At 37.9% G+C, this 26,481-nt stretch carries 24 protein-coding genes; 10 read left to right on the forward strand and 14 right to left on the reverse strand.

All coding sequences use genetic code 11. The annotated features are described in order from the left end of the window. Window positions 1–163 precede the first annotated feature (163 nt). From ACNARN_RS17365 to agaR, 11 genes are all read right to left on the reverse strand, one after another. Complete coding sequence (locus ACNARN_RS17365) at window positions 164–1,225, reverse strand: glycoside hydrolase family 88/105 protein (protein ID WP_198620901.1); 1,062 nt, start codon at window positions 1,223–1,225, stop codon at window positions 164–166. 17 nt (window positions 1,226–1,242) lie between these two features. After that, window positions 1,243–1,998, reverse strand: coding sequence for a 2-dehydro-3-deoxy-D-gluconate 5-dehydrogenase KduD (gene kduD, locus ACNARN_RS17370; protein ID WP_109371232.1), 756 nt, complete (start codon window positions 1,996–1,998; stop codon window positions 1,243–1,245). Between the two features lie 78 nt (window positions 1,999–2,076). Then, window positions 2,077–2,907, reverse strand: coding sequence for a 5-dehydro-4-deoxy-D-glucuronate isomerase (kduI, locus tag ACNARN_RS17375; protein WP_109371234.1), 831 nt, complete (start codon window positions 2,905–2,907; stop codon window positions 2,077–2,079). A gap of 43 nt (window positions 2,908–2,950) precedes the next feature. Next, window positions 2,951–4,120 carry an N-acetylglucosamine-6-phosphate deacetylase gene (gene nagA / locus ACNARN_RS17380; RefSeq protein WP_416304770.1) on the reverse strand — a complete coding sequence of 390 codons (1,170 nt, stop codon included), beginning with the start codon at window positions 4,118–4,120 and terminating at the stop codon, window positions 2,951–2,953. After that, window positions 4,117–4,551: a PTS galactosamine/N-acetylgalactosamine transporter subunit IIA gene (gene agaF / locus ACNARN_RS17385; RefSeq protein WP_109371238.1), complete on the reverse strand. Its 435-nt coding sequence runs from the start codon at window positions 4,549–4,551 to the stop codon at window positions 4,117–4,119. Before agaF ends, nagA begins: the two co-directional genes overlap by 4 nt. 99 nt (window positions 4,552–4,650) lie before the next feature. Continuing rightward, entirely contained in the window at window positions 4,651–5,541 is an 891-nt protein-coding gene (locus tag ACNARN_RS17390) for a PTS system mannose/fructose/sorbose family transporter subunit IID (protein ID WP_109371240.1), read from the reverse strand. Next, on the reverse strand, window positions 5,531–6,298 hold the full coding sequence (gene agaW / locus ACNARN_RS17395; RefSeq protein WP_099074752.1) for a PTS N-acetylgalactosamine transporter subunit IIC: 768 nt from the start codon (window positions 6,296–6,298) through the stop codon (window positions 5,531–5,533). Before agaW ends, ACNARN_RS17390 begins: the two co-directional genes overlap by 11 nt. Window positions 6,299–6,345: 47 nt before the next feature. Further along, the gene (gene agaV, locus ACNARN_RS17400) at window positions 6,346–6,840 is read right to left on the reverse strand and encodes a PTS N-acetylgalactosamine transporter subunit IIB (RefSeq protein WP_109371242.1); all 495 of its coding nucleotides are present in this window, start codon (window positions 6,838–6,840) and stop codon (window positions 6,346–6,348) included. Window positions 6,841–6,864: 24 nt separating this feature from the next. Then, window positions 6,865–8,055 carry an SIS domain-containing protein gene (locus ACNARN_RS17405; RefSeq protein WP_160230601.1) on the reverse strand — a complete coding sequence of 397 codons (1,191 nt, stop codon included), beginning with the start codon at window positions 8,053–8,055 and terminating at the stop codon, window positions 6,865–6,867. A 12-nt stretch (window positions 8,056–8,067) separates the two neighbouring features. After that, on the reverse strand, window positions 8,068–9,348 hold the full coding sequence (gene kbaZ, locus ACNARN_RS17410) for a tagatose-bisphosphate aldolase subunit KbaZ (protein ID WP_109371246.1): 1,281 nt from the start codon (window positions 9,346–9,348) through the stop codon (window positions 8,068–8,070). A gap of 53 nt (window positions 9,349–9,401) precedes the next feature. Further along, window positions 9,402–10,181 (reverse strand): transcriptional repressor AgaR, encoded by a 780-nt coding sequence (agaR, locus tag ACNARN_RS17415; RefSeq protein ID WP_075673686.1) that lies wholly within the window; start codon window positions 10,179–10,181, stop codon window positions 9,402–9,404. A 535-nt stretch (window positions 10,182–10,716) separates the two neighbouring features. Between agaR and ACNARN_RS17420 the strand changes: the two genes are divergently transcribed. The 7 genes from ACNARN_RS17420 to ACNARN_RS17450 all read left to right on the forward strand — a co-directional run bounded on the left by ACNARN_RS17420 (window position 10,717) and on the right by ACNARN_RS17450 (window position 18,280). Further along, window positions 10,717–11,952, forward strand: coding sequence for an anaerobic sulfatase maturase (locus tag ACNARN_RS17420; protein WP_198620899.1), 1,236 nt, complete (start codon window positions 10,717–10,719; stop codon window positions 11,950–11,952). A 40-nt stretch (window positions 11,953–11,992) separates the two neighbouring features. Beyond that, complete coding sequence (locus tag ACNARN_RS17425) at window positions 11,993–13,603, forward strand: sulfatase (RefSeq protein WP_416304771.1); 1,611 nt, start codon at window positions 11,993–11,995, stop codon at window positions 13,601–13,603. Between the two features lie 55 nt (window positions 13,604–13,658). Next, window positions 13,659–15,134, forward strand: coding sequence for a DUF2264 domain-containing protein (locus tag ACNARN_RS17430; RefSeq protein WP_198620897.1), 1,476 nt, complete (start codon window positions 13,659–13,661; stop codon window positions 15,132–15,134). Window positions 15,135–15,248: 114 nt separating this feature from the next. Continuing rightward, entirely contained in the window at window positions 15,249–16,103 is an 855-nt protein-coding gene (locus ACNARN_RS17435) for a tagatose bisphosphate family class II aldolase (RefSeq protein WP_198625879.1), read from the forward strand. After that, window positions 16,100–17,071, forward strand: a complete 972-nt coding sequence (locus tag ACNARN_RS17440; RefSeq protein ID WP_198630339.1) for a sugar kinase — start codon at window positions 16,100–16,102, stop codon at window positions 17,069–17,071. The genes ACNARN_RS17435 and ACNARN_RS17440 overlap by 4 nt, the downstream gene beginning before the upstream one ends. After that, window positions 17,052–17,693: a bifunctional 4-hydroxy-2-oxoglutarate aldolase/2-dehydro-3-deoxy-phosphogluconate aldolase gene (locus tag ACNARN_RS17445; RefSeq protein ID WP_198620895.1), complete on the forward strand. Its 642-nt coding sequence runs from the start codon at window positions 17,052–17,054 to the stop codon at window positions 17,691–17,693. Before ACNARN_RS17440 ends, ACNARN_RS17445 begins: the two co-directional genes overlap by 20 nt. 5 nt (window positions 17,694–17,698) lie before the next feature. After that, a complete protein-coding gene (locus ACNARN_RS17450) occupies window positions 17,699–18,280 on the forward strand; it encodes a DJ-1/PfpI family protein (protein ID WP_198620894.1) in 582 nt (193 codons plus the stop codon). A gap of 85 nt (window positions 18,281–18,365) precedes the next feature. On the opposite strand, the gene ACNARN_RS17455 is transcribed toward ACNARN_RS17450, so the two are convergent. Then, window positions 18,366–20,072: a phospholipase gene (locus ACNARN_RS17455; RefSeq protein ID WP_416304772.1), complete on the reverse strand. Its 1,707-nt coding sequence runs from the start codon at window positions 20,070–20,072 to the stop codon at window positions 18,366–18,368. Window positions 20,073–20,526: 454 nt separating this feature from the next. On the opposite strand from ACNARN_RS17455, the gene ACNARN_RS17460 reads away from it, so the two are divergent. Together ACNARN_RS17460 and ACNARN_RS17465 are read left to right on the forward strand one after the other, a co-directional pair. Continuing rightward, window positions 20,527–21,159 (forward strand): LexA family protein, encoded by a 633-nt coding sequence (locus tag ACNARN_RS17460; RefSeq protein WP_109371264.1) that lies wholly within the window; start codon window positions 20,527–20,529, stop codon window positions 21,157–21,159. A 636-nt stretch (window positions 21,160–21,795) separates the two neighbouring features. After that, window positions 21,796–22,533 (forward strand): ankyrin repeat domain-containing protein, encoded by a 738-nt coding sequence (locus ACNARN_RS17465; protein WP_416304773.1) that lies wholly within the window; start codon window positions 21,796–21,798, stop codon window positions 22,531–22,533. A gap of 147 nt (window positions 22,534–22,680) precedes the next feature. Here ACNARN_RS17465 and ACNARN_RS17470 read toward each other — a convergent pair whose 3' ends face one another. After that, complete coding sequence (locus ACNARN_RS17470) at window positions 22,681–22,974, reverse strand: helix-turn-helix domain-containing protein (RefSeq protein WP_198620892.1); 294 nt, start codon at window positions 22,972–22,974, stop codon at window positions 22,681–22,683. 773 nt (window positions 22,975–23,747) lie between these two features. Here ACNARN_RS17470 and ACNARN_RS17475 point away from each other — a divergent pair. Beyond that, window positions 23,748–24,896: a type I restriction endonuclease gene (locus tag ACNARN_RS17475; RefSeq protein WP_198620891.1), complete on the forward strand. Its 1,149-nt coding sequence runs from the start codon at window positions 23,748–23,750 to the stop codon at window positions 24,894–24,896. An 82-nt stretch (window positions 24,897–24,978) separates the two neighbouring features. Here ACNARN_RS17475 and ACNARN_RS17480 read toward each other — a convergent pair whose 3' ends face one another. Then, complete coding sequence (locus tag ACNARN_RS17480) at window positions 24,979–26,394, reverse strand: NAD(P)/FAD-dependent oxidoreductase (protein ID WP_100160198.1); 1,416 nt, start codon at window positions 26,392–26,394, stop codon at window positions 24,979–24,981. Window positions 26,395–26,481 lie beyond the last annotated feature (87 nt).

A 26,481-nucleotide genomic window follows, 5' to 3' on the forward strand; every position in this document is an offset into this window, starting at 1 on the left:
CAATAAGAGGTAACAAATTACTGTTACCTCTTATTTTATTAAATTAAATATAAAAAAAGCCGACCCCTATTTTTGGTCGGCATCCTAATAAGGAAAATATTACACGGAAGGCATAATAGAGCGTGTAAAAAAACGAAGCGTCAATATCAAGGGTCTAGCTATTTCACGAAAGTTTTAACACTTCACTCCCTGCTAATAAATAAGCACCAGCACCATAATCCATATTATGTTCAAACTTCACTTCACGAGGGTTAAATGCCGGAAGTTGAACCCAGCCTATCATGCCATTGTCATGAATACAGGTTTGTAATGCCGCCCATGCTCTATTTAATGCAGGAAAATAGACTTCTTTCTCTAATACTCCCTGATTAATTCCCCATGCTAGCCCATAACAAAATAGCGCTGTTGCTGAACTTTCAGGCGCAGGGAAATTATCAGGATCTAATAAACTGGTTCGCCAAAAACCATCTTCATGTTGATAATCTAGAATGGATGTCGCTAATTCTTTAAACAGTACAATATAGCGTTCACGACCATGATAATCATCAGGCATATATTGAAGAATACGAGGAACTGAAGCTAAAACCCAGCCAATACCACGGCTCCAAAATACTTTTTCACCGTTAGCTTCACGCATTTCATTTCCGTGACCATCAGGGATATAGCGATGATCACGGAAAATAAGCCCTGTTTCAGGATCACGTAAATGCTCAATCGCATCCCAATAAGCTGTGTGCATATAATCTAAATAACGTCGCTCACCCGTTATTTCTGATAATGCAGCAAACCCTGGAGGGGCCATAAAGAGCGCATCGCACCACCACCAATCTTCACGACCCGGCTTAGGATCATTAAGCATAATGTCGAATGCTTTAATGGTTGGCTCAATCACTTCAAGTTGCTCAAACAGCGGACTTATGGCGAGATAAGCTTGAGCACAGACATGATCATCCGCAAAACGTGCATTTGGTCCTGTTCGAAATCCTGTATGCAACGTGTAATTTAACACACCATTAAGATACTCTTCGTCTTGCGTTGCCTGCCATGCAGCACTTACGCAACTCCATAAAACACCGCGTTCCCAATCCGTATCCTTTATAAAACGAGTTTTACCACTACGGCGGCGAACACTGCGAACTTGATTAGCCGATTGGTAACGATACACTCGCTTCATATTTTGCAATACGATACCTTTTTGCAAAGCCTCTGTATTAGCGTGTTCCATCCTATTTCTCCATGAATTTAACGAGCTAACCAACCACCATCAACCGCAATTGTGTATCCATTAACATAATCACTGGCTTTAGAAGCTAAGAAAATCGCAGGACCTGCAACGTCTTCTGGGGTTCCCCAACGTCCTGCAGGAATACGTTCTAAAATAGCTGCATTACGTGCATCATCAGCACGTAAAGCAGCCGTATTATCTGTTGCCATATAGCCCGGAGCAATCGCATTAACGTTGATGTTGTATTGAGATAACTCGGTCGCTAATGCACGAGTTAATCCCATCACCGCAGATTTACTTGCTGTGTAAGAAGGTACACGAATACCACCTTGATAAGAGAGCATAGAGGCAATGTTAATTATCTTGCCACCCTCTCCTTGTTTCACAAATTGGCGGGCAACTTTTTGTGATAAGAAAAACAGTGTTTTCTGGTTAATATCAATAACATCATCCCAATCTTTTTCACTAAACTCCAAAAGATCTTCTCGACGAATAATGCCTGCATTATTGACCAGAATATCAAGACGGCCCATAACTGAAACCGCTTCATCTACCACAGCTTGTAATCCATCTTGTTTCATTAAATTTTGTGTAATGTAATGAAAACGACGACCCAATGCTTCGACTTGCTGACGCGTTTCGGGTGCATCTTGAATACCGACACCCACAATATCAGCCCCAGCTTGCGCTAAACCAACGGCCATACCTTGCCCTAGCCCTGTATTACAACCTGTGACAATGGCAACCTTGCCACTTAAATCAAATAAATTCATATCAGTAACCTCTCAGATGTGGCCTTATAGCCACACCTTTTTTATCTGTAGGGTAAGAAAAAATGTGACTATTCGTGGTTATTTCAGATCTTTCATTGCAACGTGATCCATATCGTGGAATACCTGATTTTCACCGACCATTCCCCAAATAAAGGTATAGGACGCAGACCCCACACCTGAATGGATTGACCAACTAGGGCTTATCACCGCTTGTTCATTACGAACCACTAAATGACGGGTTTCGGTTGGCTCTCCCATATAATGGAAAACGACATTGTCATCTTTCATATCAAAATAGAGATACACTTCCATACGGCGTTCATGGGTATGACATGGCATGGTGTTCCATAAACTACCAGGCTCAAGAACGGTCATGCCCATTGATAATTGACACGTTGGTAACACTGAAGGGTGTAAGAATTTATAGATAGTACGAACGTTACAGTTTTCTACATTACCAATTTTTTCTGGCGAAGCTTGTTGTTGCGTAATTTTACGCGTTGGATAAGTATGATGAGCAGGTGCGCAGTTCATATAAAAACGCGCTGGCGTTTCTACAGAATCACTGGTGAATTCAACAGATTTTGCGCCCATTCCGATATAAATGGCTTCACGAGGGCCAATCTCAAACACTTCTCCATCAACAATCACTTTACCTGCGCCACCAATATTAATGGCACCTAATTCACGTCTTTCCAAAAAGAAATCAACGCCTAATGCTTTACCTGCCATTAATGCTAAAGGTTGTGTTGTAGGAACAATACCGCCAACAATAATACGATCTATATGGCTATAAGTGAGATTCATTTCCCCTTCACAGAATAGGTTCTCAATCAGGAACTCCTTACGAAGCCCTTCTGTATCAAGCCTTTTAGCGTGTTCACTATGAATTGGCTGACGAATTTCCATTATAAATACCTCATTTTTACTGATGGGAGCATAAGCCAAAAGGCTATACATTTTCCCCGGATACAGAGTAAATATGATTTCCTCTGATGAATGTATCGGTGAGATGAAAACACTCATCCACCACAGCAAAGCTGGCTTGTCGACCCGCTTTGATATAACCCAATTGATCGCTGATACCGAGATATTCGGCAGGAATTGCACTCGCCATTTGTACCGCTTCCCATTCGGGCACATGCGCTAGTTGCACCATATTTCGCAATGCACTATCTAGGCTACAAGTGCTTCCCGCCAAAGAGCCATCTGCGGTTTTTGCCTGACCTTGAGTCACACTGACCGTTTGTGCGCCCAGTGTGTAATCACCATCAGGTAAACCACCCGCACGCATACAATCAGTAATTAAGGCAAGCTGCTGATATCCTTTCATGCGATACGCCAATTGCATCATGACAGGATGAACATGAATGCCATCAGCAATAAGTTCAGCTAAAACATTGTGATACAACACTGCACCACAACATCCAGGCTCACGATGGTGAAGCCCTGTCATACCGTTATATAAATGCACGCCACAATCAGCACCATGCAAAAATGCATCTGAAGTTTGCTCATAAGTTGCCGCGGTATGCGCCACACTTGGCTTAATACCTCGCTTGACCAACCAATCAATCGCCTCCATAGAGCCTTGTGCTTCAGGTGCAACAGCGACACGCAATAGCGTATCTCCCGCACTTTCGAGTAATGTTTCTAGCTCTGAAATTGTCGGCGCTTTGAGATATTTAACAGGGTGAGAGCCTCGATGACGCTCTGTAAAATAAGGTCCTTCTAAAAAGCTCCCAAGTAACAATGCACCCGAAGTTTGTGGCGTTGATAAGAACTCACGCACTTGTGATAACGCGTCACGAATATCCTCCATAGGCGCGGTAACGGTTGTACCCACCCATGCAACGACGCCCGTTTTAACAAGCGCATCCGCAATGGTTTGTAACCCTTGTTGAGTAGCATCCATTACATCCGCCCCTTCACGGCCATGAATATGAATATCCACAAAACCAGGTAATAACGATTTCCCTTTTAGGCGAATAATAGGGCAATCTGTCGGTGCCTCTGTGGTGATTGATTCAATATTTTCACCCTTAACACGGACATAACAGAGATAGCGAATACCTTCTGGCGTAAAGGTTCTATCGGCTAAAATGGCATATTGCTGACTCATAAGCCGTCTTCTTCATCAGCATCATTACTGTCTATTTGAGCCAATTGCTCGCGAATATCTTGAATACTGTCTTGACCAATTTCTCGTAGCGTTTGCACTAGTTCTGAGGTTGAACATCCTTCTCGTTCAAAAGCTGCATTCACAATCATGGGTAAATTGACCCCAGCTAACACTTCAACTGCGGGATTTTGCATCATAATTGCCATGGCACGATTACAAGGGGTTCCACCGGGTAAATCGGTTAAAAAGAGATATTGCTGGCATGACATTGAGTCGATCGCTTCACGCATTTTTTCTTCAAGCTCATCAGGAGAGATTGACTCAACAAAATCGATAAACGCGATATCTTCTTGTTCGCCTGCAATAGCCTTTACAGCAGAAGCCATGCCTGAGGCAAAATTAAGATGTCCTGAAACAATAAGACCTATCATGAGTGACTCCTTGCGGGCAGCAGAAGGCTCTCCTGCCCGTTTATAGCAAGTTAATAATGTATTTCGACTGACAATAACGGCGGTGAAAAAGGCTCTCTGTTATAAGAATCCTAATACGTGACCGATAACGCCAAAGGCTAAAGTTGAGAAAATCAATACCGGAGGTTTACCCCAAAAACCGGTGCTTTTAACCATTTTGTACATCAGGAAAACTAAGCACAGAGGCAGTAAATTCGGCATAATTTTGTCAAAGAGCGCGGTTTGTAATTCAACCACCTTCCCTCCCAGCTCTAGCGAGGCGGTGGTTTGCACCTTGATAAAGGTCGCGGAGAGCGCACCAATGACAAAGATCCCCATAATATTGGCGGCTTTAGCCAGTTTTTCAGTGGCATCACTCATATTGACCATCGCCGCCGTACCTGCGCGATAGCCCATGAACATCAGCCCGAAATACACTAAAAAGTGCACAATTTGGTATAAAAAGAAGAAAACAAAAGGCCCTGCAATTGATCCTTCCATTGCAATGGAAGCACCTAATGCTAATGTCAGTGGCATTAAGGTCATATGGTCAATAGCGTCACCAATGCCCCCAGTTGGCCCCATGCCTGCAACTTTCATCACGTTAACAGTAGAAGGTTTCTCTTTGTTTTCTTCCATTGCAACGGCTGTTCCTAATAGGAAGGTAAACAGCTTTGGACTTGCATTAAAAAACTGTAGATGGTTTTTTAATGATGTTGCATAGTCACGTTTGTTATTTCCGTGAATTTTTTTCAATGCTGGAATAATTGAGAACGCAAACCCACCACCTTGCATACGTTCAAAGTTGAAGTTACCTTCCATAAACAAGCCACGGAACGCACACTTCCAGAGATCGCCCTTAGTGATAACTTTTCTGACAGTGGTATCTTGGTATTCATCAATGCCATCAATCAAAGAACCCGTTTCTGGTTTATCCTGCGTTTTCAATGCGGTGCTGTTATCAGATACCATCTTCGAAATCCTCATTCTGCTGACTTGAATTTTTGTTATTACCACTAAAGAAGAAGTAAAGTGCTGCGGCTGACGCGCCTAAAATAGCGACCGCCATAATTGGAAGTTTCAGATAAGTCGTCATCACGAAGCCAATAAAGAACACACCTGCCACTTCTTTTGACCACATGATTTTTAGCAACATGGCGAAACCAATTGCAGGAACCATTTTCGCGCCAATACCTAAGCCTTCTAGCAAGACTTTTGGTGTATTTTCATCAATCCATTGAGCAGCATGTTCACCGAAATAAACCGTAACAAAAGCAACCAAAGCATAGAGTAATGAACGCACCGTAATCGTGATGATCAGTAGCCGTGAAATACCCGCTGCATCGGCTCTTTCTGCATATCTATCAGCTTTTCCCATGGTGAAAGCGGTTACAGCAAAGAAACCAATCACGAGCATTTGCATTAACACAGCAATAGGCATCCCAATTCCCATCGCAACTTCTGGTGATTGTTTTGTCATTACCGCAAAAGCAACCGCAGCGATTGTCCCTAATGTCACATCAGGTGGCTGAGCACCCGCATTGGGAACTAGTCCTAACCATGCGAGTTCTAACGTTGCACCCGCAATCAATCCAACCTGCATATCCCCCATAATCAGACCCACAACAGGCCCTGTGATTAATGGTCTGTGAATATTTAATGCAACGTCATACTTATCTATACCGCAAAAGAAGGCCCATAAAGCCACTAAAGAAGCTTCAAAAATCATAAATAATCCTCAAACCTGCTAATGCAGGTTTTTTGCTCAGGAAATTATCAGGCTGATGCGAGTGCTAACACATCAACAGGTGTCTGATCGGGAGTGTTTTGAATTGTGCAAGTCACACCATTTGCAACGAGCCTTTTAAACGCATCAATGTCTGTTTCATTGACTGACACGGTTTTCGCAATTTGGCGTTTCCCTTCATGAAAATGCATATTGCCAACATTACAATGAGTAATAGGCACGCCCCCTTCCACTAAACGGGCAACATCTGTCGGGTTATTACACAAAACAAAAATTTTCTGACGAGGTGATGCTTTACTAATAACATCAATGGTTTTTTGAATAGAGAAGAAGCGAACAGCATATTCACCACCAGCTGATGCCTTCATTCCAGCTTGCATAAATGCGGCATTGGGGCCTTCTGCTGCGTCATCATTAGCCACTAAAATCAGGTTTGCTTCCGTATGTTTACCCCATGTAATGCGGATTTGACCATGGAGTAAACGTTCATCAATGCGGGTCCAGACAATATTCGGTGTGTTCATGATTAGCTCTCTTATTATATTTTATTAATTTAAAGCAGACTGTGTGTCTTCTGTTTTAAGTGAGAACGGATAAATTGTGACGCCTTGTACAACACGGTTGATTTCTCCTGTCGGAGACGGGTTATCAGGCGTATTCCCTAGTGCAATGGAACTGTGAAATGCGAATGATTGCGCCAACATCAAGTATGGGAACAATAGCGCCACATCTGAACAGTTCTCTAGCGCAGGAATATAAACAAAACTCTCTTTTGAGAAAGTATTATCATTTCGTGCGGTGATCGCGATCACCTTACCTGATGCATTATCGTGAATAACCTCTCGTAATAAGTCAGTCTCATATTGACGAGTGTAAGGATCATTAGAGAAAAACATCACCACTAAAGTTTCTTTATTTACGATAGACTTAGGGCCATGTCGAAAGCCTAATGGAGTATCAAAACTAGCAACCACTTTACCTGCAGTTAGCTCTAACATTTTTAAAGCAGCTTCTTGTGCTAATCCTTGTAATCCGCCACTTCCTAAGTAAATAACTCGTTTAAATTTACCAGCGTATTTTTCGCGGATAATTTGATTCGCTTTATCAAACTGCGCTTTATAATCACTAAAAAATGGCGCGATTGAGTCACTAAAAACGTTATCACCTAAAAAGATGGTCACAGCCGCCATCATCATGGATGAAAAGCTAGAGGTCATCGCTAAAGAGCGGTCGTTTGATTCTTCTGGCATCAATAATGCCAATGCACTGCGGTTGTTTTGACAATACTCATAAAGTTTGCCATTTGGATTACACGTCAGTACTAAGTGATAACATTGTGATAGGCATTCAGTCGCAACATCTAACGCCGCCACACTTTCAGGGCTATTACCTGAACGTGCAAAAGAGATTAGTAATGTTGGAATGTCTTCCGCTAAATATTCTTGTGGATCAGCCACTAAATCAGTGGTTGCAATTGCATCTACTCGACGTTTTGTATGACCACTTAAAATGGGTGCTAACGCTTTTCCAGCAAAAGCAGACGTACCCGCACCGGTTAAGATAATTCGCGCATAAGGCAGTGAGAGCGCTTTATCTAAAAAGGCTTGGATCTCAGTACGATTTTCTTTCACTGATAGCCATGTTTTTTTCCAACATTCTGGTTGTTGCTCAATTTCTTTCGCAGTCCAAAATGCATTCAGTTGCTCTAATTGAGCGGTCTGATAACTTAAATATTCCATGGTTTCCCTCAATTAATGGACATAGCACGCATCGGCATAAACCGATAACACATCACGTATTTTCGCAATAACAAAAGATTCAGGTGATCCGTCAATCATGCCTTCTCTAAATTGGGTAAATTGATAAGGCAGATATTGGCTCAATAACGGCAATGGAATTGGTTTAACGGATAAGTTATCCATCAGTGTGTCGATGGCGGCATTAATTTCAGCATCAGGCCAGTAATAACGAATGCGATCACTAAAACTATAGACTCGAGCAAAGGCTTGTTGACGTTCATCACCATGATAGTATTTTTGCCAAAACCCTGGCTCACGGCACATCAGTTGTTCCATTTTTTCACGCAATTTAGAGCACTGATCTTGAGGGAATAATGTTTCTTCAATCGAGCAGAGTGCGTATAAACCTTCACGCATAGCAAAGGTTAAGGCAGGCCCAACTTTTAAAATGGCAAAATGGTCATGAACTAATTGTTTATAAGCCTCTTTGGTTTGGTAGTCCGTAGAGTGTGCTTCAAAAACAATGTGAGAATAATCGTTCACCACTTGGCTTAATGCCTGTGCTTTTTCAGGCTGGTAATCAATGATGCCAGTGTGATCAAACTCAACACCAGGTTGAACCACTAAACCAATCACGCGCTCCCAACAGTCAGAAACGCCCGCCTTTTGAAAAGCTTGGCGGTGACACTCTAATGTTTTACGCGCTGCGTCTGGTGAAGTTACTTCAACGGTATCAAGTTCTTCGGCAGCACCACCTGGAACGGGCACTTCTGTACCAACAACATAAACAATGTCACTAGAACCAAATGTTTCTTTTGCGGTATTTTCTGCAATCACCGCAAGACGTGCTGCGCGAGAGGCCACAATTTCGTCTGTTAACGGGATAGGATCATCAGCACAAGACATACTGCAATCAAGATGGATTTTTTTGAAACCTGCGGCAACATAATGTGCAATCAACACGTCTGCATTTGCCATCGCTTCTTTGGCATTAAGATGTTGCCAACGATTAGGCCCTAAATGATCACCACCAAGAATAAGTTTCTCGATAGGAAAACCTACTTTTTCAGCCTGTTCAATGACGTATTGGTAAAAATCAGCGGGGGTCATTCCCGTATAACCACCAAACTGATCAACCTGATTAGAGGTGGCTTCAATTAGCAGAAAGGAATCATTATCCAGCGCTTGTAATAGAGCTGCTTCTATTACTAAAGGATGGGCAGAACAAACAGAATAAATACCATTCTGTTTGCCTGATTTATGTTGCTGAACAATCTTTTCTAAAGGATGCATTAAATACTAACTCCATAATCAACACCGGCGGTGTTGCTAATGGAGTTAGCAAATTACGATGCCTTATCGTCGACGATAATCACTTCGATTTTGTGCTCTTTCAGTTCCTGAATATACTCTTCAGGGATACCTGAGTCGGTCACTAATATATCAATATCACCAAACTCTCTGATCATATGACAGCTGCGTTTACTGAATTTCGTAGAATCTGCAACCGCAATAATCGTTTCTGAGATATCACACATTAAACGGTTAAGACTGGCTTCCTGTTCATTGTGTGTGGTGATACCAACACGTAAATCGAATCCGTCAACACCTAGAAATACCTTATCAAATCGATAATTTCTAAGGCTATTTTCAGCTTGTGAGCCTGAAAAAGACAACGCACTTTTTCGCAATACACCACCGGTCATTAATACTTCCACACCTGAGGTATTTGCTAACTCCATTGCGACATCCAGACCGTTAGTCATGACCACTACATTTTCGCGCGACTTTAAATGTGTCGCGATTTCGCGAGTAGTTGTCCCCGAGTCAAGAATGACGGTGTCTCCATCCTTTATCAGCGTTGCGGCAGCTTTCCCGATTAATGTTTTAATGCCCGCGTTTTGCCCACGTTTTTCGTGGATACTCAATTCGGCAATAAATCCCGTATTAGGAATTGCTGCACCATGAGAGCGAACGATATAACCATTTTTCTCAAGAAAACTTAGATCGCTGCGGATAGTGACACTTGAGACTTTAAATAATTCAGCGAGATCTTCGACTCTGGCTTTACCTTGTTGGTTTACCATATCGAGGATTTCCATACGCCTCTCAACTGCCGCTTTCACTTTCGTCTCCTTACGAAACCAAAAGACTTTCTTTCGATTGGTTTCGAATGTAGTTTACTACGCCAATTTTTACCGACAATGCAAAAAAACAAAACTTTTGATCTCTTTCACAAAGTTTCGAATCATCATCGATTACTTACGATTATTTTCGTGTAGCTTCAATAATAGCCTTGAGGCCGCCAGTTTCCAATAAATAAAATGATATAACGCAACGCTATACTTATGATCACACCATATATAGCTAGATAAAACACAATAATATAGATTTAATATCACACAAACACACAATAAACAGCCTTAAACTCCATGTCATGCATTTCTTTTCGAAAAACAAATCAAAATAAATAGCTCAAATAGTCAATAAAACATGAAATAGTATCGAATCGAAAGTATTTTAATCGAAAATTTAAGTTCTCATCTTTCGAAATTAACTTTCATTTACTTTCGATATTTCGTATTTGTGATTTTAATCTCTTTTGTTTTGATAAATTTTACGTAATGTAACAGGATAAAAAAGAAACTCAGGAAATGACGAATGGCATTAAATCAACCTGCTTATTTTCATATGATGGCAAAACCCACAAGCTACCACTGTAATATTAAGTGTGAATACTGCTTTTATCTGGAAAAAGAAAATATTTTTCAAGATGAAGAAAAAGAGACAGGTCATACCGTCATGCCTGATGGTGTCCTTCGTCGTTATATTAAAGACTATATACAGTCACACAGTGGCGACCAGGTTGATTTTTCTTGGCAAGGAGGAGAACCAACACTTGCTGGATTAGCCTTCTTTGAGCAAGTCGTTAAATACCAAAAGCAATTTGCTAACGGCAAGACAATTACAAATAGCGTACAAACCAATGCAATCGCCATTAATCGCCAATGGGCACAATTTTTTGCGGATAACCATTTTCTATTAGGCGTTTCCATCGATGGTATTGAAGCAGTTCACGATAAATATCGTATTTCAGTCAATGGTAGCCCTACTTTTGAACGAGTAAAGCGTGCAATTAAGCTACTAAACGAATATGGCGTCGAATTTAATACACTCACAGTAGTTAACGACCAAAATTGGAATAAAGGAAAAGAAACCTACCAAGCCTTAAAAGAATTAGGTTCAACATTCTTTCAATTTATTCCCATTGTCGAAGTCGATAGACGCTTTCCTCATACTCATGGCGGACATTATGCCCCTGGCCCCAATGCACAACTGGCCCCATTTTCTGTTCCAGCCGAAGGCTACGGACAATTTATGACAGAAGTGTTTAATGAATGGATACGCCAAGGCGATATTGGAAAAATATATATTCGTTTATTTGATAGCTTATTAGGCACATGGATGGGATATCCTGCATCAACATGTATTCAATCGAAAACCTGTGGTCAGGCGTTAATCATTGAGGCAAATGGTGATGTTTATTCTTGTGATCACTATGTTTATCCCGCCAATAATTTAGGCAATATCCATCAAAATAGCCTTGCTCGCTTAGCAACATCAAAACAGCAACAGCGCTTTGGTCAAAATAAATACGATAAACAAACCAGCCTTTGTAAACAGTGTGAAGTGCAAAGCTTATGTTATGGCGGTTGCCCTAAACATCGCATTATTGCTATTGAAGGTGAAAAACATCGTCATAACTACCTATGCCGTTCCTATAAACAAATATTTCATCATACAGCGATAGGTATGCAGTTAATGCAGCAATCTATTTCACGAGGAGGTCTCGCCAGCGATGCACTTCCCGCAATGAAAAAAAACTACATAAAGTAGCCCTATTTTTATTTTATCTTGTTTATTCTGGAGACAATTCGTGACCTTACCTTCTGTTAGAAAAAGCTTACTCGCTGGGCTCATTGCTACATCGTGTTTAAGTGCCCCAATATCTGCCAATGCAGGTGGAACACCTGAAAAACCGAATGTGCTGTTGATCGTGATGGATGATTTAGGCACCGGACAGCTTGACTTTGTGCTAGATACCTTAGATGTGGATGCGTTAGCACAAAGACCGACACCTCCTCGTTATGAAGGAGATATCAACAAAATGGTAGAAGCTGCACGCATTGCCATGCCCAATGTCAGCGATATGGCGGTAAATGGCGCAAAAATGACTAATGCATTTGTTGCACACCCTGTTTGTGGTCCTTCTCGAGCAGGTATCTTTACTGGGCGCTCTCCTGCAAGCTTTGGTACTTACAGTAATGACGATGCTATTTTAGGTATTCCAAAAGATATCAAACTATTGCCTTCACTTTTCCAAGAAAATGGCTATGCCACCGCCAGTATTGGTAAATGGCATAACGCAAAAGTTATTCGCAAACCGAAAATTAATGAAAGTAAGCAAACTCGTGATTATCACGACAATATGATCTCAACGCCAGAAGCGGGTTATGCCCCTCATGAACGAGGTTTCGATTATGACTTTAGCTATTACGCATCAGGAGTAGCTTTATGGAATTCACCTGCATTTTGGCGTAATGGTGTCAATGTTCCTGCTCCGGGTTACACCACTCATCTTTTAACGGATGAAACCCTAAAATTTATTGATGAACATAAAGATAAACCTTTCTTTATCAATCTTTCATATAGCGTTCCCCATATTCCATTAGAACAAGCTTCTCCTGCTAAATATATGGAGAAATTTGATACAGGAAATGTTGAGGCAGATAAATACTTTGCTGCATTAAATGCAGCCGATGAAGGTATTGGTCAAATTATTGCGAAATTAAAAGAAAATGGTGAGTTAGAAAATACACTGATCTTTTTCTTATCGGATAATGGTGCTGTTAATGAGTCACCAATGCCAATGAATGCGATGGATAGAGGCTTTAAAGGGCAAATGTTTAATGGTGGCGTTAGAGTACCTTTTATTGCTTATCAACCTGGCACTATTCCAGCTGGAACAAAAAGTGATGAGATGATCTCCGCACTTGATATTTTACCGACGGCACTACAAACAGCAGGTATTGCGATCCCTGACAATCTAAACGTTGAAGGGAAAAATATCATGCCTTTACTTAAAGGTGAAACAACAAAGTCCCCGCATAACTATCTTTATTGGGCCGGCCCTGGTACTAAACATTATAGTGAAGAAAACCAAGAGTTTTGGCACGGATATCACCAATGGATAACCTATCAACGTAAAACACCGCCTACAAATCCTAATTTAGAAAAACTCTCTAAAGGTGCTTGGGCTGTACGTGATGGTGAATGGGCGCTCTATTTTTATGATGATGGAAAAAATCATCCTCAACTTTTTAACGATAAAAAAGATCCTGCTGAATCAATCGATCTTGCTAAACAAAATCCACAAAAAGTGGCAGAGCTAAAAAATGCGTATTACCAGTGGATCAAAGATAAGCCAAAGCCCGTTCTTTGGGGACAAGATCACTATCAAATACTAGTGGATTCTGCAAAACCTTAATATTCAACTTCCGTTCTGTTTCGCAAGGATGCGTCTTTTTTTCTGAGATACGAAAATGGCTATTGAAATTGCATCTTCAGCACGTCCCAAACTCCCTTATGAGCACCCAAACGTAGAAATCTACCAACGCTTATTTAAGGAAAATATCATTCGACGATTAGTCAGAAAATCAGCTTATCGTCGCTATGATAAAACGATCACTGACTTTTTTAATGATGAAAGTCAGTCGCTTTTCTCTTTATGTGAAATGCTGACACAGTATGTCACACAGGCTTTTCATCATTACCAAGTCTGGGGTTACTCTCATGCTTATTATCCCGGAAGTCCAGGGCAACAAACGGCAAGAACGGATGCTCTTGAAGGTGTTAGCAGGGTACTTCCTCTACTTGCAACATGGATAGTTAGCAGCAAGAAAAGTACATTGATGGGATTAAATCATCAAGCTTTCAACTTACCTTTAATGATCAAACAAAGCTTTATTCATGGCACTGATCCACTTCATAAAGGATATTGGGGGAAACTTGAAGATTACGATCAACGAATTTGTGAAGCATCTGATTTAGCGCTCACTCTTTGGATAAGCCGTGAATGGGTGTGGGATACATTAACACCCGCAACACAACAACAAATTATTACTTGGTTTGAGCAAGTTAATCACTGTGAAATTGTTGATAATAACTGGCATTTCTTCCCTCTTACCGTCCAATTTGTCATTAAAGCACTCACAGGGAAAGACACGATTGCCCATTGGCGATATGAACGATTAAAAGAGTTTTATGTTGGTGACGGATGGTTTCGTGATGGAGCAAAAGGTAATTATGATTACTACAATGCGTGGGGCTTTTACTATTCATTGTATTGGTTAACGCAAATTGATCCTCAATTTGATACAACATTTATTACTCAATCACTTAATACCTTTAATCAGCATTACCTTTATTTTATGACTCCCAAAGGTATTCCTTTCTTTGGTCGAAGTGCCTGCTATCGCCTTGCGGTTTCTGCTCCATTATTAGCGGGTGTCGATTTACATTGTCCTTCAGTAAAAGTAGGCGAGGCAAAACGCGCCTTTGAAAGCAGTTTACGTTATTTTATTTCTCAAGGGGCATTAAAAAATGGCGCCCCGACTCAAGGCTTATTTACTCACGATCCTCGTTTAGTTGATAACTACAGTGGACCTGCCAGTAGTTTTTGGTCATTACGTGCCGTGATTATTGCGCTTTATTGTGCTGATCGTATCAATTTATGGCAAACACCTTCACTTCCATTACCTATCGAAAAAGATAACTTTCGTTTCGAAATTCCTGCTATTCAAGCTTTAGTGACTGGAGTGAAAGCAACACAAGAGGTAAACGTCATTTTTTGCGAAGATTATACAACTCAGCAAACACCATTAACCCGCCGTTTAGAAAAACAAACCTTAGCACAAAAAGTCGCTGAAACCGTGATAGGACAGTCAAGACGACCGAAAAATAATTTATTACGCAAAGGGATCACCAGTTATAGCTCTAAAATGGCACATTTTTTCTAATCACCTTTCATTTGCTTTCAGTGCGAAGGCAATAAAAATGTGATTTAGATCTTTTACCTTTCTATTTCTTTCGTTTATTATAATTCGTAATTAAACGAAAGATGAGAGGCAAACATGTATCTGGTTTCTACTCGTAATATGCTCAATAAAGCACAGCGTGAAAATTATGCTGTGCCTGCTTTTAATATTCATAACTTGGAAACCATTCAAGTTGTGATGGAAACAGCCGCTGAGATGGCATCACCTGTTATCTTAGCGGGTACACCAAGCACGTTTGCTTATGCAGGTAGTGATTATTTGATCTCTATTTGCCAGCAGGCCGCAGAACAATATCGTATCCCTGTTGCCCTACATTTAGATCACCATGAAGATATTCCTGATATTTGTCATAAAGTCATTTCTGGTGTGCGATCTGCCATGATTGATGCCTCTCATTTTCATTTTGAAGAAAACATTCGTATCGTTAAAGAAGTGGTTAATTTCTGCCATCATTGGGATTGTACCGTTGAAGCTGAATTAGGTCGTTTAGGTGGGCAAGAAGACGACTTAGTCGTTGATGCTAAAGATGCGCTTTTCACCGATCCTGATTCAGCAGTACAATTTATCAAAGCAACGGGTATTGATTCATTAGCGGTTGCAATTGGTACCGCGCATGGCATGTACAAACATGAACCTCATCTCGATTTTGATCGTTTAGCCATTATTCGCCAAAAGACTGACATTCCTTTAGTTCTTCATGGTGCATCGGGTATTCCTGATGCCGATGTACGCCGTTGTATTGATTTAGGTATTTGCAAAGTTAACGTTGCAACCGAACTGAAAATTGCTTTCTCTGACGCTATCAAGCAATACTTTTTAGATAACCCTGATGCAAGTGATCCTCGTCATTACCTTGTACCAGGCAAAGCCGCAATGAAAGCTGTGGTTGCAGATAAAATTCGTGTCTGTAAAAGTGATGGAAAACTGTGAAAACCAATAAAACTGTCGCCATTATTGGCGAATGTATGATAGAGCTGAGTGGTCAACCGTTCTTACCACAACAACAACGTTTTGGTGGCGATACACTGAATACCGCACTCTATTTATCGCGACTATCGCCTTCATTACATCCGCTTTATATGACAGGACTAGGCACTGATACTTACAGTGCCTTAATGCAGAAAGCATGGGAAAACGAGGGGATAGACTGCCAATCTGTTATTACTATTCCCGAAAAACTTCCTGGTCTATATGCTATTGAAATTGATGCTCATGGTGAGCGCAGTTTCCACTATTGGCGAAATGATGCTGCCGCACGTTATATTGCGACCGATAAGCGTTTTTTAGACAGTTTCGATGCGCTTCCTGATGATAGCGTCATTTATCTTAGCGGTATTTCTCTTGCTATTTTAACGCATGAAGGAAAAATCGCTTTACTCACCTTATTAGCGCAACTTAAACAGCGTGGAATGACGCTCATTGTCGATTCTAATTATCGACCACGTTTATGGGATTCAATACCTCATGCACAAGAGTGGTTTGAAAAGCTGTATCGCATTAGTGATATTGCTTTAGTCACTGGTGATGATGAGCAAATACTTTGGCAAAAACCAGCGCTGACAGAACAAGACATTACACAACGCCTTCATCAATGGGGTAATCAGAACGTCATTGTCAAATTGGGTGCTAATGGCGCTTACTGGTCTGATGGCAAAAATGCTGGCTATGTTTCTCCCAAACCCATTGATTCCGTTATTGATACCACCGCCGCAGGTGACTCTTTTAATGCTGCTTTTATTGCTGCTTGGCTACAAAATCAAAGCCTATCGACCTGCTGTTTATGGGGAAATACCTTAGCTGGACTCGTCATTCAACACCATGGCGCCATCATTCCTCATGAAATTACTGATTCATTCTACACACTAATCAAGGATAACCATGACACAGTCAATTGTTGATACTCTTTCATCACTGAAAGTGATCCCCGTGATCCAAATTAATCGCGCTGAAGATGCAATCTGGCTTGGTGAAATTCTAACCCAAAATCAACTACCTGTTGCTGAAATTACCTTTCGTACACCGGCAGCAGCCAAAGCCATAAAGCTAATGCATGAGCACTTTCCTGAGCTTATTTTATGTGCAGGAACAGTATTAACCGCACAACAAGCTGATATGGCAAAAGAAGCTGGAGCAAGCTTTGTTATTTCTCCGGGTTATAACCCAAGTACCGTTGATTACTGCCTTAATAACGGCATTGATATTGTGCCAGGCATTAATAATCCAAGCCAAGTCGAAGTTGCTCTTGAAAAAGGCTTAACCTTACTTAAATTCTTCCCTGCAGAAGCCTCTGGCGGTGTAAAAATGCTAAAAGCATTAGCGTCACCTTACGCCCAAGTCCAATTTATGCCTACAGGCGGCATTAGTTTAAATAACGTGAGTGATTATCTTGCTATTCCACAAGTTGTTGCTTGTGGAGGAAGCTGGATTGCCACAGCAGATACCATTGATAAACAAGATAAAGAAACCATTGTTAATCATATTCAAAGTATCCACTCATTACTAAAAACACATAAGGGATAAATAAAATGAAACAGGTTGCCGTTTTATTAGCTGATGGATTTGAAGAAGGTGAAGCTGTTGTTTTTATTGATATCATGCGCCGTCTTGATATTCATGTTGATGTACTTTCTTGCATGGATAGCTTGGTATTAAATACTTATTTTGAAACTAAAATCAGTGCTGATTTCCTATTAGCAGATAAATTCACACATAGCTATGACGCAATAATGATGCCGGGTGGCCCTAAAGGCACAGATCGTTTATGCGCTAACGAGCAAGTTATTCAATTTATTAAGCGCCATATTGCTGAAGATAAATATATTTGTGCACTGTGCTCTTCTGGTGCCAAAGTATTAGCGGCACATCATCTTCTTGAAGGTCGTAATTACAGTACTGGCGATAAATTAGCAGATAAATACGATGATGGTCATTATCTTGATCAAGATGTTGTGGTTGATGGAAAGTTTATCAGTGCAAAAGGATTAGGTGTAAGTTTTGAATTTGCCTTTACGGTGGCTAAGTATTTATTAAGCGACAATACAGAAAAAGTAGACTGGCAAGCCAATCATATTTATTTCAAACACTGGCCATTAGATTATCTTAAATAAATACGTTATTTTATATTTAAATAAAAAGGGGATTAACTCCCCTTTTATATTCAATCACTTTTATGACTAAATGAGTTGATTAAACTTATTTATGTTTAAAAGCGTGAGGTTCAGAATAACGCCATAATTTATCCCAATACTCTTCAATAAATGTCCTTACGGCTTCTTCGCCTTCAACAAGATAGTTAAATTCTGACAAATACCCTGGGTACATATTATCGGAACCAACAATATACAATTCATCATCAATAATAGTCACTTTTGCGTGGTTTCCCGGTGCAGGAGCGACTTTAGGGTAAATACCGCTCGCATTAACCAATGACCAGAATGGGTGACCAATATCTCCTTGTTTCGGTGGATCTTCGCTTAGTGGTGCTTCTTTTAGTGTGGCGGTATAAGATGATTCATCTGCACCAGGCCATTTATAAGTTTTACCTTCCGTTTGTAGTGCTTTTGGCACTTTATCGGTAAAGAAGAATGGCGCTATTTTAATACGACGTAATGCTGATTCACGAATTTTATCAGGATCAGGAATAACGGCATCTGTATCAACATCATGAGTCAGATAATATTTAAATAATTCAAAGGTTCTTTGTGCTCCAGAGCCAAATGAATATTGGTCGCCATTAGCACCGGCGGCGGCATCTAATAGTGAAACAACAATTTCAACTTCTAACTCTGGATTTTTTAATAACGCTTCAATTATCCAATGGCAGACAGGATGATCTTTCCATTTTTTCTTCCATGCACTCACTACATCTTGTTGAGACATACGAATTTTTTTCTTAGCATTTTTTATAAGGTATTCCTTCATTTTCTCGGAACCTTTCTTATAATCAACTCGCATATCAGGCCCTTCCCAATATTTTCCTACAGAGAAAATACGGTCAGTTTTGAAAAAGCCTTCATCTGGCGATTGAGCTAAGTTTTGTTCATTTTTCTTTTTAATTTCTCTTAATACACTGCTCTTTGTTAATGGATCGATAATCTTATAGCTTGCTTTTTTAGCGACCCATTCATTTTTTTTACTATCAAAATATTCTTTCGTAATTAAATCGTTACCTACATCCCACATTTTATTTAAAAATAATTGGGAATGAAGTGCTGATTCGCCAATAACCTTAACAGAAACATCATGAACTGGTGGATAACTTTTAAAAAGATCCATATTTAAATTATGACCACCAACGAAAGCTTCACAACCATCAACAGCAATAATTTTTGTATGGTTCCATGTCATTCGAGTATCTAATTCAGAAATAAAATCTTCAGGTAATACTTTTTTTTCTAACGAGACTTTTAGACCATCAATAATACGATAAAAGCGACCAATCCAAATATCTGGAATACATTCCCAATATTTTCCGCGTTCTTTGATTAATTCAATAAGATCTTTTTTCAATGCCAGATATTCAGGCGTTCCACTAAAATAGTATTTAACACCATTTAATAAAACTGTTGGTGTCTGTGCAAATAAAAATCGAATTTGTGTGCGATCTTTACGTCCTTTCTTTTCAGAAAAAGATTTATCAATTGCAGCAAGAATAATTTTACGCCACTCTTCATCAGGGGCATTAAGTGATGAAATATCACAGCGATACAGCATTTTATCTAAGATAGATGTAATGGCTTGTTCAAACTCAGCCTCACGCTCTATCGCTTTTGGCATAATTTCTTTACCAAATGGCATTCCCCATACATGAGGCGTATCAAAAATCTTCACATAGTTATTTTCAGATGTTTCATTGAAAAAACCTTTTAATTCTTTTTTTAATCCATCAATAAGTTTCATAATATTCCTTTATTTTAAAAATAGGGCGTCCATATTATTTAAATAAACATTTAAATAATTAGCGCTTCAATTAATATAGATAGAATGTTTTCATTCCTAAAAAAGCATCACTTATCATAAACATGATGATTTAATATAAATTCAATTATTTTTTATAACGACCACCGCCTCCTTCCGCTTAAAAAGACCAAACCAGAAATTTATATTTTAGGCATTATTAATAATAAAACCATTCTTATTTAGAATAGTAATCTAACAATAAATAATTGTTATTATTAAACTACAAAACTAGTTATATCGATATTTATTAGCCTATAAATGATTCCTTATAAATTATCATTTTTTGATTTACTCTTTTTTAGATAAGTTATTTAACAGGTATAACTGTATTAAATAACAGGTTTATCTGTTTGTCAAATACAGTTTTATCTGTATTATTTTAATAGGGGGAAACATGAGTCTTGCAAATAGAGTTAAATCCAGAAGAGATGCCTTGGGGCTTACTCAGACTGAAGCAGCTGAAAAAGCTGGCATCAGACAACAATCATGGGCTTCAATAGAAGATGGTTCAACAAAAAAACCTCGTAATATTATTAGCATTGCAAGAGCTTTAGAGTGTGATGCCGGTTGGTTAATGATGGGTGATAATATTCAACCTGTTCATGATATCAATACGAAAAAATTACCACTAATAAGCTACGTTCAAGCGGGAAACTTAGTACATAGTGTTCCTATTACAGATTGTGATGGTGAATTTGAGTATATTCTGACAGATCAAGAACTCTCACAAAGTGCTTTTGCATTAAAGATAGAAGGAGACTCAATGGAACCTGATTTTAAATCAGGAGATGTAATCATTGTCGATCCTGAGATAAAACCACATCCGGGAGAATTTATTGTTGCGGCTAATAATGAAAGAGAAGCAACATTTAAGAAATATAGACCAACTCGTATTGATGCTAATGGCAATGAACATTTTGAACTTGTGCCATTAAATAGTGATTATCCAACACTTAGCAGTGAAAACACGCCATTAATGATCATTGGTACGATGATTGAGCATCGTATTTATCGTCGTAAACGATAACGATTATTCCCAAAAATAACTCCAATAATAACTAGCTCAATTATTGGGGTTTATCTCAAAAAACAGTTTTATCTGTTTTTACTCTCTGGAAATTTGACTAAAACTTTATGGATAGAAACCATCCAAGGTTCTATAATAAGATTAATCAAAAATAACTTGATGGTAAAACGACCAAAAACTTTAAATATTAAAAATAATGAATATAATGAGAGCAACATTATCTATCATTTATATAGATTACTAAGTTAATTTTTTGATTAATGACAATTAAACTGCATTAGTAGCTATTTTAAAAGTAACTAATTATTGCAATAAGAGAACAAGATAAAAAATAAAAGATTAATTAAATATAGATTTTTCACTTTTCAATATTTTATCTTTACGTAAAAAAAATACTCATATAAAGAGATAAAAATGCGTATTTTCCATCCTATTTTAATAAAAACAAGTAAAGATACTTATTTATTTTATCAAATAGGAAAAATAGATTACTAAGATTTATCTTTATTGAAAATACGTATTAACAAGACACATCTTACTTACATTCTGTTTCAATTACCAACACTAATAAATATTAATTTTTAATAAACTAATTGTAATAAGTTTTGTTAATTATTTCGATTTTAAGGTGTTTAAATGAATATAAAAATGTTTGTTATTTCATTGGCATTAGTTTCTTTTGGCGCACAAGCATTGATTATTAATGAGAATAATCCATTCGAATATCAATCTTTTAAATCAAATTATTCTGATATGATTGAGTTGGCTAATAAATCACGTTTACCACATAGGATATTCTATACCTCACCAAGTACAGGTAAAAATGCACTATGGTTTGATGCTGTTAAACATGGTGATTTAAATGAAGTCAAAAAGATGCTTGCCAATGGTCAAAATATTGAAGCGAAAGATACTGGAAGTTTAGAGCAAACAGCTCTGGGATGGGCTGCGTTTATTGGTGATGAAGAAATGGTAGATTATCTCATCTCTCAAGGCGCGAGCCTTTGGGCTACGGATAAAGACGATGTTTATAATGTTTTTAAATCAGCCGTATTAGGAAATAATATCAATGTGGTAAAAAAAATTCACGACCTAATGAGAAGCGATATTGAACTCAATAACCAAAGAGTAGAAAGCGATGGTGAAACATTTATTATGATTGCAGCCAGTAATAATCGTCTTGATACCGTAGAATACCTTATTTCTGAAGGTGCTGATGTTAATCTTGTTACAACAACACAAGATAATTCATTATTTTCTTATAATCACAGCGCATTAAGTTATGCTTGCCAAAATAATCTTAAAGATATGCAGAAACTATTGATTAGAAACGGTGCTATAAATCATATAACAGGTACAACACTCTGCCATTAAATACACAAAAGCCATCCTATAATAAGATGGCTTTTGTGCTATTAGTTATTGAGTTTTGAGAAATAGAATTTTAATTAAAACAACTAGAAAACGACTCAATATATTTATCAGAACTCAATATCAACAAGTAATATACCAATGTGATTTTTAAACGATTTTCTTTTTTCTAAATATAACTATTTCACTTGGTTGAGTTATCGACTGCTTATCCTCAAAAACCATAAAGTCTGTTTTCTTAGCCTCTAAGATAAGACTTTGAGGTGTAACACCAAGTATATAAGAAATAGTAATCAATTGATCTACTGTTATTTTTAAATGTCCATTTTCTAATTGAGAATAATGTAGCATACTTATCCCCAACATTTCAGACATCTCATTTTCTGTTATTTTCAATTGTCTTCTTATCATTTTTATTCTATTCCCAACTTTGGTGTTAATCATCCCTTTACTCTCCTTCTTTCATTAGATGATTACATCGATAAAATACCGAATTATAGTTTGTAAACTATCAATCCATAAACTGAAAATACTTAACTATTAGTTATTAACTAATCGTAATATTACTTATTCTCACGAATTCTGTTAATAAGGTTATTCCGATATTTCAAATTTAAAATAATTTACATTTCTATATGTTATTTTAAACTAAATTAATATTAGAATAACAATTTGGAACTGAGTATCCGAGAATGAATGGTGTTATCATAAAGTTGAATAGAATGGCTTATTTTAATTTTAAATATATTTAAATGACATTGATAACCTATAAAAAATATCTATATATTTAATTAGAATATCATTTTATAAAGAATAATTCTGTATTGTTTTAATATATATAAATAGTATCCTAGGAAAATGAATCCCCCTGATTGAAATAATCTGAAAAGACTACTCACTTATAATTTAAGAACAAAATTCATATCTATTTTTAATCTTTTAAAAAATAATTTTAATGGATTTGTTCACTATCAATCTTATTTATTGATAACAAAAATACTAAAAACATATAAATACTTATTTTTTATCAAGAAGTTCACTTACTTACTATAAGTGTGAGCTTATCGATATTGATTATTTTTATTTTATATTAAAATTTATTAAGGAAAGAGTTATCTGACTTCTATTTAGGTGTGTTTTATGCATAGTAACAATTAGAATGTCATTGATATACATAATATTATTTTTTATTCAGCAAATAATTATTAGGATGAATAATGGAAAGTTTTAAATTAAAGCTAAAAAATCACATGGATCATGTCAAAAACGTAGGGCAACATTGCTCGACGGAAGAAACAACTAAGCAAGCACTGATATTACCTTTCTTAGATATCCTTGGTTTTAACCCTTATGACCCTCAAAAAGTTAAGGCTGAATATGGTGCTGATTTCCCTGGTGTTAAAGCAAATGAACGAGTTGATTATGCATTGTTCTGCCAAGATGTTCCGGTAATGTTTATTGAAGCAAAAGGATATTCTGAAAAACTAGATAATCACTGCCCTCAATTATCACGATATTTTAACTCTACACCAGAAGTTACAATATCAGCTATAACTAATGGCTTAGAATGGCGCTTTTTTACCGATTTAAAACAAAAAAATGTAATGGATCCAACACCTTTCTTAAGAATAAGAATGGATGAAGTCAGCGATTCAGATGCAAGCCAATTATTCAGGTTCAGACATGATAAATTTAAACCAGAAGCATTAAGAACCTTGGCTGAAGAAAGTGTATATTTATCTGCTTTTACTAAAACTATTAGTTCAAGCTTACGTGACGTAGATAATGAATTTGTCAGATATGTAGCTAGTCGATCAAACATTGAGAGACAATTAAATCAAAGGTTCATCGACTCTATAACACCACTTGTAAAACTAGCTGTCGAACGTTCTGTTAGTGCAATGGTTGTATCTGGTCTATCAAATAAAGCCATGACAATAGACGATCCCACTGAAATAAAAGAAAATAACGATAGTAATCAGAAAAATACTGAATTTGTAAATATTGTAGATCCCAACAACCCTAATATTATAACAACAAAAAACGAATTAACATTATTTGAAAAAATTAAGCTTATCGTAGGATCTGAGGAGATCCAATACAAGGATACAGAATCTTACTTTGGTATATTATATCAAGGAAAATCCAATAGATGGATTGTTAGATTTTATGATAAAAATAACCCTTATATTATTGTCCCTATTGAAATTACAAATGTTTTAGCTAATGAAGTGTCTAGAGCTGGACTATCACTAGTTAATAACAGAATAAATATTAATGATCCAGAAGATATATTAAGAATAACAGGGATCATTTTAGATTCATTTGAATATGTCAAAAATGATGATAATTTCAGGAAGAAATAACTAGTAAAAAAACTCAAATTTAAAAAGCCCCCCAATAATTGTATAACTAATTACTGGGGGGCTTTTTATGAATAACACAAAATTAGAATCTGTAAAGACTAAATGGTTTTGGATCTAAAACTGGTTTTTTGCCCAGTAATAAATCAGCGGTTAATTCTGCTGATACAGGGCTCTCTGTCATACCCCAGCCAGTTGCAGTATTAATGACTAAGCCTGGATACTCTTTAACTTCTGAGATAATTGGGTTTTCATCTGGTGCGATAGCCATTGCACCACTCCATTGATCAATTAATTTCGATTCTTTAAAGGCTGGGAATTCTGCTTTTAATTTCTCTAATGAGGCATTTAACTCAGGTAAATCTGGTAATGCAGTCATATTTCTGAATTGCTCAAACGGAGAAACTTCATCTAAATTCCAATGCGTTGATTGCATAAATGAATTGATTAATTGTTCATTTAAAGAAATATGCACTGGGAAATCAGGTAATGCTAATAATGGCAGATATTTATAGCCATAAGTGAAGGATTCTTTCACTACTGGCGCCACAATAACACGAGGAGAAGTTGCATAAGTACCATCAGCTTGTTCACGGAAGAAAATGCCACCTGGTAAAGCGACGTTGCCACCCGGTGCCGTTGGTGAACCACTGATTAGCTGTTGAGACTGATAAGCAGGCAGTGTTGGAACATCAACATTAAGATTTTGCATAAATAGGCGTGACCAAACACCACCAGCAACAACAACTTGAGAAGTTTTGATTGCACCTTTCTCTGTTACAACGTCAGAAATTACACCAGCTTGTGTTTCTAAGCCACGAGCCGCACATTGAGTGTAAATTCTAACACCCATTTTTTTAGCGTATTCAGCCATAACGAAGGTTGCAACTTCTGGATCGAAGCTACCAGAATCTTCTTCAAAGCCAGCAATTTTCCAATCTGTTGTCGCACCACGAAGACGTTGATTTAATTCAGCACCTTCAATAATTCTGGTTTTAAATGGAATATCTGAGCCAACATTTTTACTTCTTTCATCAATCCATTTTCTTACGTTAACTAAATCTTCTTCATCAAGAGGAACTTCAACGCGGCCTTGTGTACGATAAGTAGTATCAATACCTACTTTCGCATTCATTTCACGCCAGCGATGTTTGCCCAAATGGTGTAATAAGAACGTTTCATCTGGCATTTTATAGCTAATTGCCTGACCATAGAATCTCGAAGATTGCTCACCCGCGATATTACCTTTCTCAACAATGACAACAGATAAACCACGTTCTACAAGGTTAATTGCTGTCATAATACCAAGGATACCAGCACCAATAACAACAACATCAGCTTGTTTTGGTAAAGCACCTTCAGTACCTTCAACAAAGCCATGTCTTGGCGTACCCGGAACAAAGCGCCCTTCGCGAGTTAACATTGGTGTCAAAATACCCGCACCAGCAGCGACAGCCACCACTGTTCCACCAATGATAAATTTTCTTCTAGATATCGCCATTTTACACGTTCCTTTTACTCAATGAATTATTAGCATTAAAACAATCACGCTATCTTATTTCATTTGTAAAGTATTAGTAAAGTATTT

The organism is Proteus sp. TSJ240517 (assembly GCF_047921575.1).
In the GTDB taxonomy this organism is placed as follows: domain Bacteria; phylum Pseudomonadota; class Gammaproteobacteria; order Enterobacterales; family Enterobacteriaceae; genus Proteus.

Coding starts and splice junctions, on each gene's coding strand:
- ACNARN_RS17365 (WP_198620901.1), bottom strand. CDS start 1,225: ATGGAACACGCTAATACAGAGGCTTTGCAAAAAGGTATCGTATTGCAA.
- kbaZ (WP_109371246.1), bottom strand. CDS start 9,348: ATGCATCCTTTAGAAAAGATTGTTCAGCAACATAAATCAGGCAAACAG.
- ACNARN_RS17450 (WP_198620894.1), top strand. CDS start 17,699: ATGAAACAGGTTGCCGTTTTATTAGCTGATGGATTTGAAGAAGGTGAA.
- ACNARN_RS17460 (WP_109371264.1), top strand. CDS start 20,527: ATGAGTCTTGCAAATAGAGTTAAATCCAGAAGAGATGCCTTGGGGCTT.
- kduI (WP_109371234.1), bottom strand. CDS start 2,907: ATGGAAATTCGTCAGCCAATTCATAGTGAACACGCTAAAAGGCTTGAT.
- agaW (WP_099074752.1), bottom strand. CDS start 6,298: ATGATTTTTGAAGCTTCTTTAGTGGCTTTATGGGCCTTCTTTTGCGGT.
- ACNARN_RS17480 (WP_100160198.1), bottom strand. CDS start 26,394: ATGGCGATATCTAGAAGAAAATTTATCATTGGTGGAACAGTGGTGGCT.
- nagA (WP_416304770.1), bottom strand. CDS start 4,120: ATGAGTCAGCAATATGCCATTTTAGCCGATAGAACCTTTACGCCAGAA.
- ACNARN_RS17435 (WP_198625879.1), top strand. CDS start 15,249: ATGTATCTGGTTTCTACTCGTAATATGCTCAATAAAGCACAGCGTGAA.
- ACNARN_RS17455 (WP_416304772.1), bottom strand. CDS start 20,072: ATGAAACTTATTGATGGATTAAAAAAAGAATTAAAAGGTTTTTTCAAT.
- ACNARN_RS17465 (WP_416304773.1), top strand. CDS start 21,796: ATGAATATAAAAATGTTTGTTATTTCATTGGCATTAGTTTCTTTTGGC.
- agaF (WP_109371238.1), bottom strand. CDS start 4,551: ATGATAGGTCTTATTGTTTCAGGACATCTTAATTTTGCCTCAGGCATG.
- ACNARN_RS17430 (WP_198620897.1), top strand. CDS start 13,659: ATGGCTATTGAAATTGCATCTTCAGCACGTCCCAAACTCCCTTATGAG.
- kduD (WP_109371232.1), bottom strand. CDS start 1,998: ATGAATTTATTTGATTTAAGTGGCAAGGTTGCCATTGTCACAGGTTGT.
- ACNARN_RS17445 (WP_198620895.1), top strand. CDS start 17,052: ATGACACAGTCAATTGTTGATACTCTTTCATCACTGAAAGTGATCCCC.
- ACNARN_RS17475 (WP_198620891.1), top strand. CDS start 23,748: ATGGAAAGTTTTAAATTAAAGCTAAAAAATCACATGGATCATGTCAAA.
- ACNARN_RS17420 (WP_198620899.1), top strand. CDS start 10,717: ATGGCATTAAATCAACCTGCTTATTTTCATATGATGGCAAAACCCACA.
- ACNARN_RS17390 (WP_109371240.1), bottom strand. CDS start 5,541: ATGGTATCTGATAACAGCACCGCATTGAAAACGCAGGATAAACCAGAA.
- ACNARN_RS17405 (WP_160230601.1), bottom strand. CDS start 8,055: ATGGAATATTTAAGTTATCAGACCGCTCAATTAGAGCAACTGAATGCA.
- ACNARN_RS17470 (WP_198620892.1), bottom strand. CDS start 22,974: ATGATTAACACCAAAGTTGGGAATAGAATAAAAATGATAAGAAGACAA.
- agaV (WP_109371242.1), bottom strand. CDS start 6,840: ATGAACACACCGAATATTGTCTGGACCCGCATTGATGAACGTTTACTC.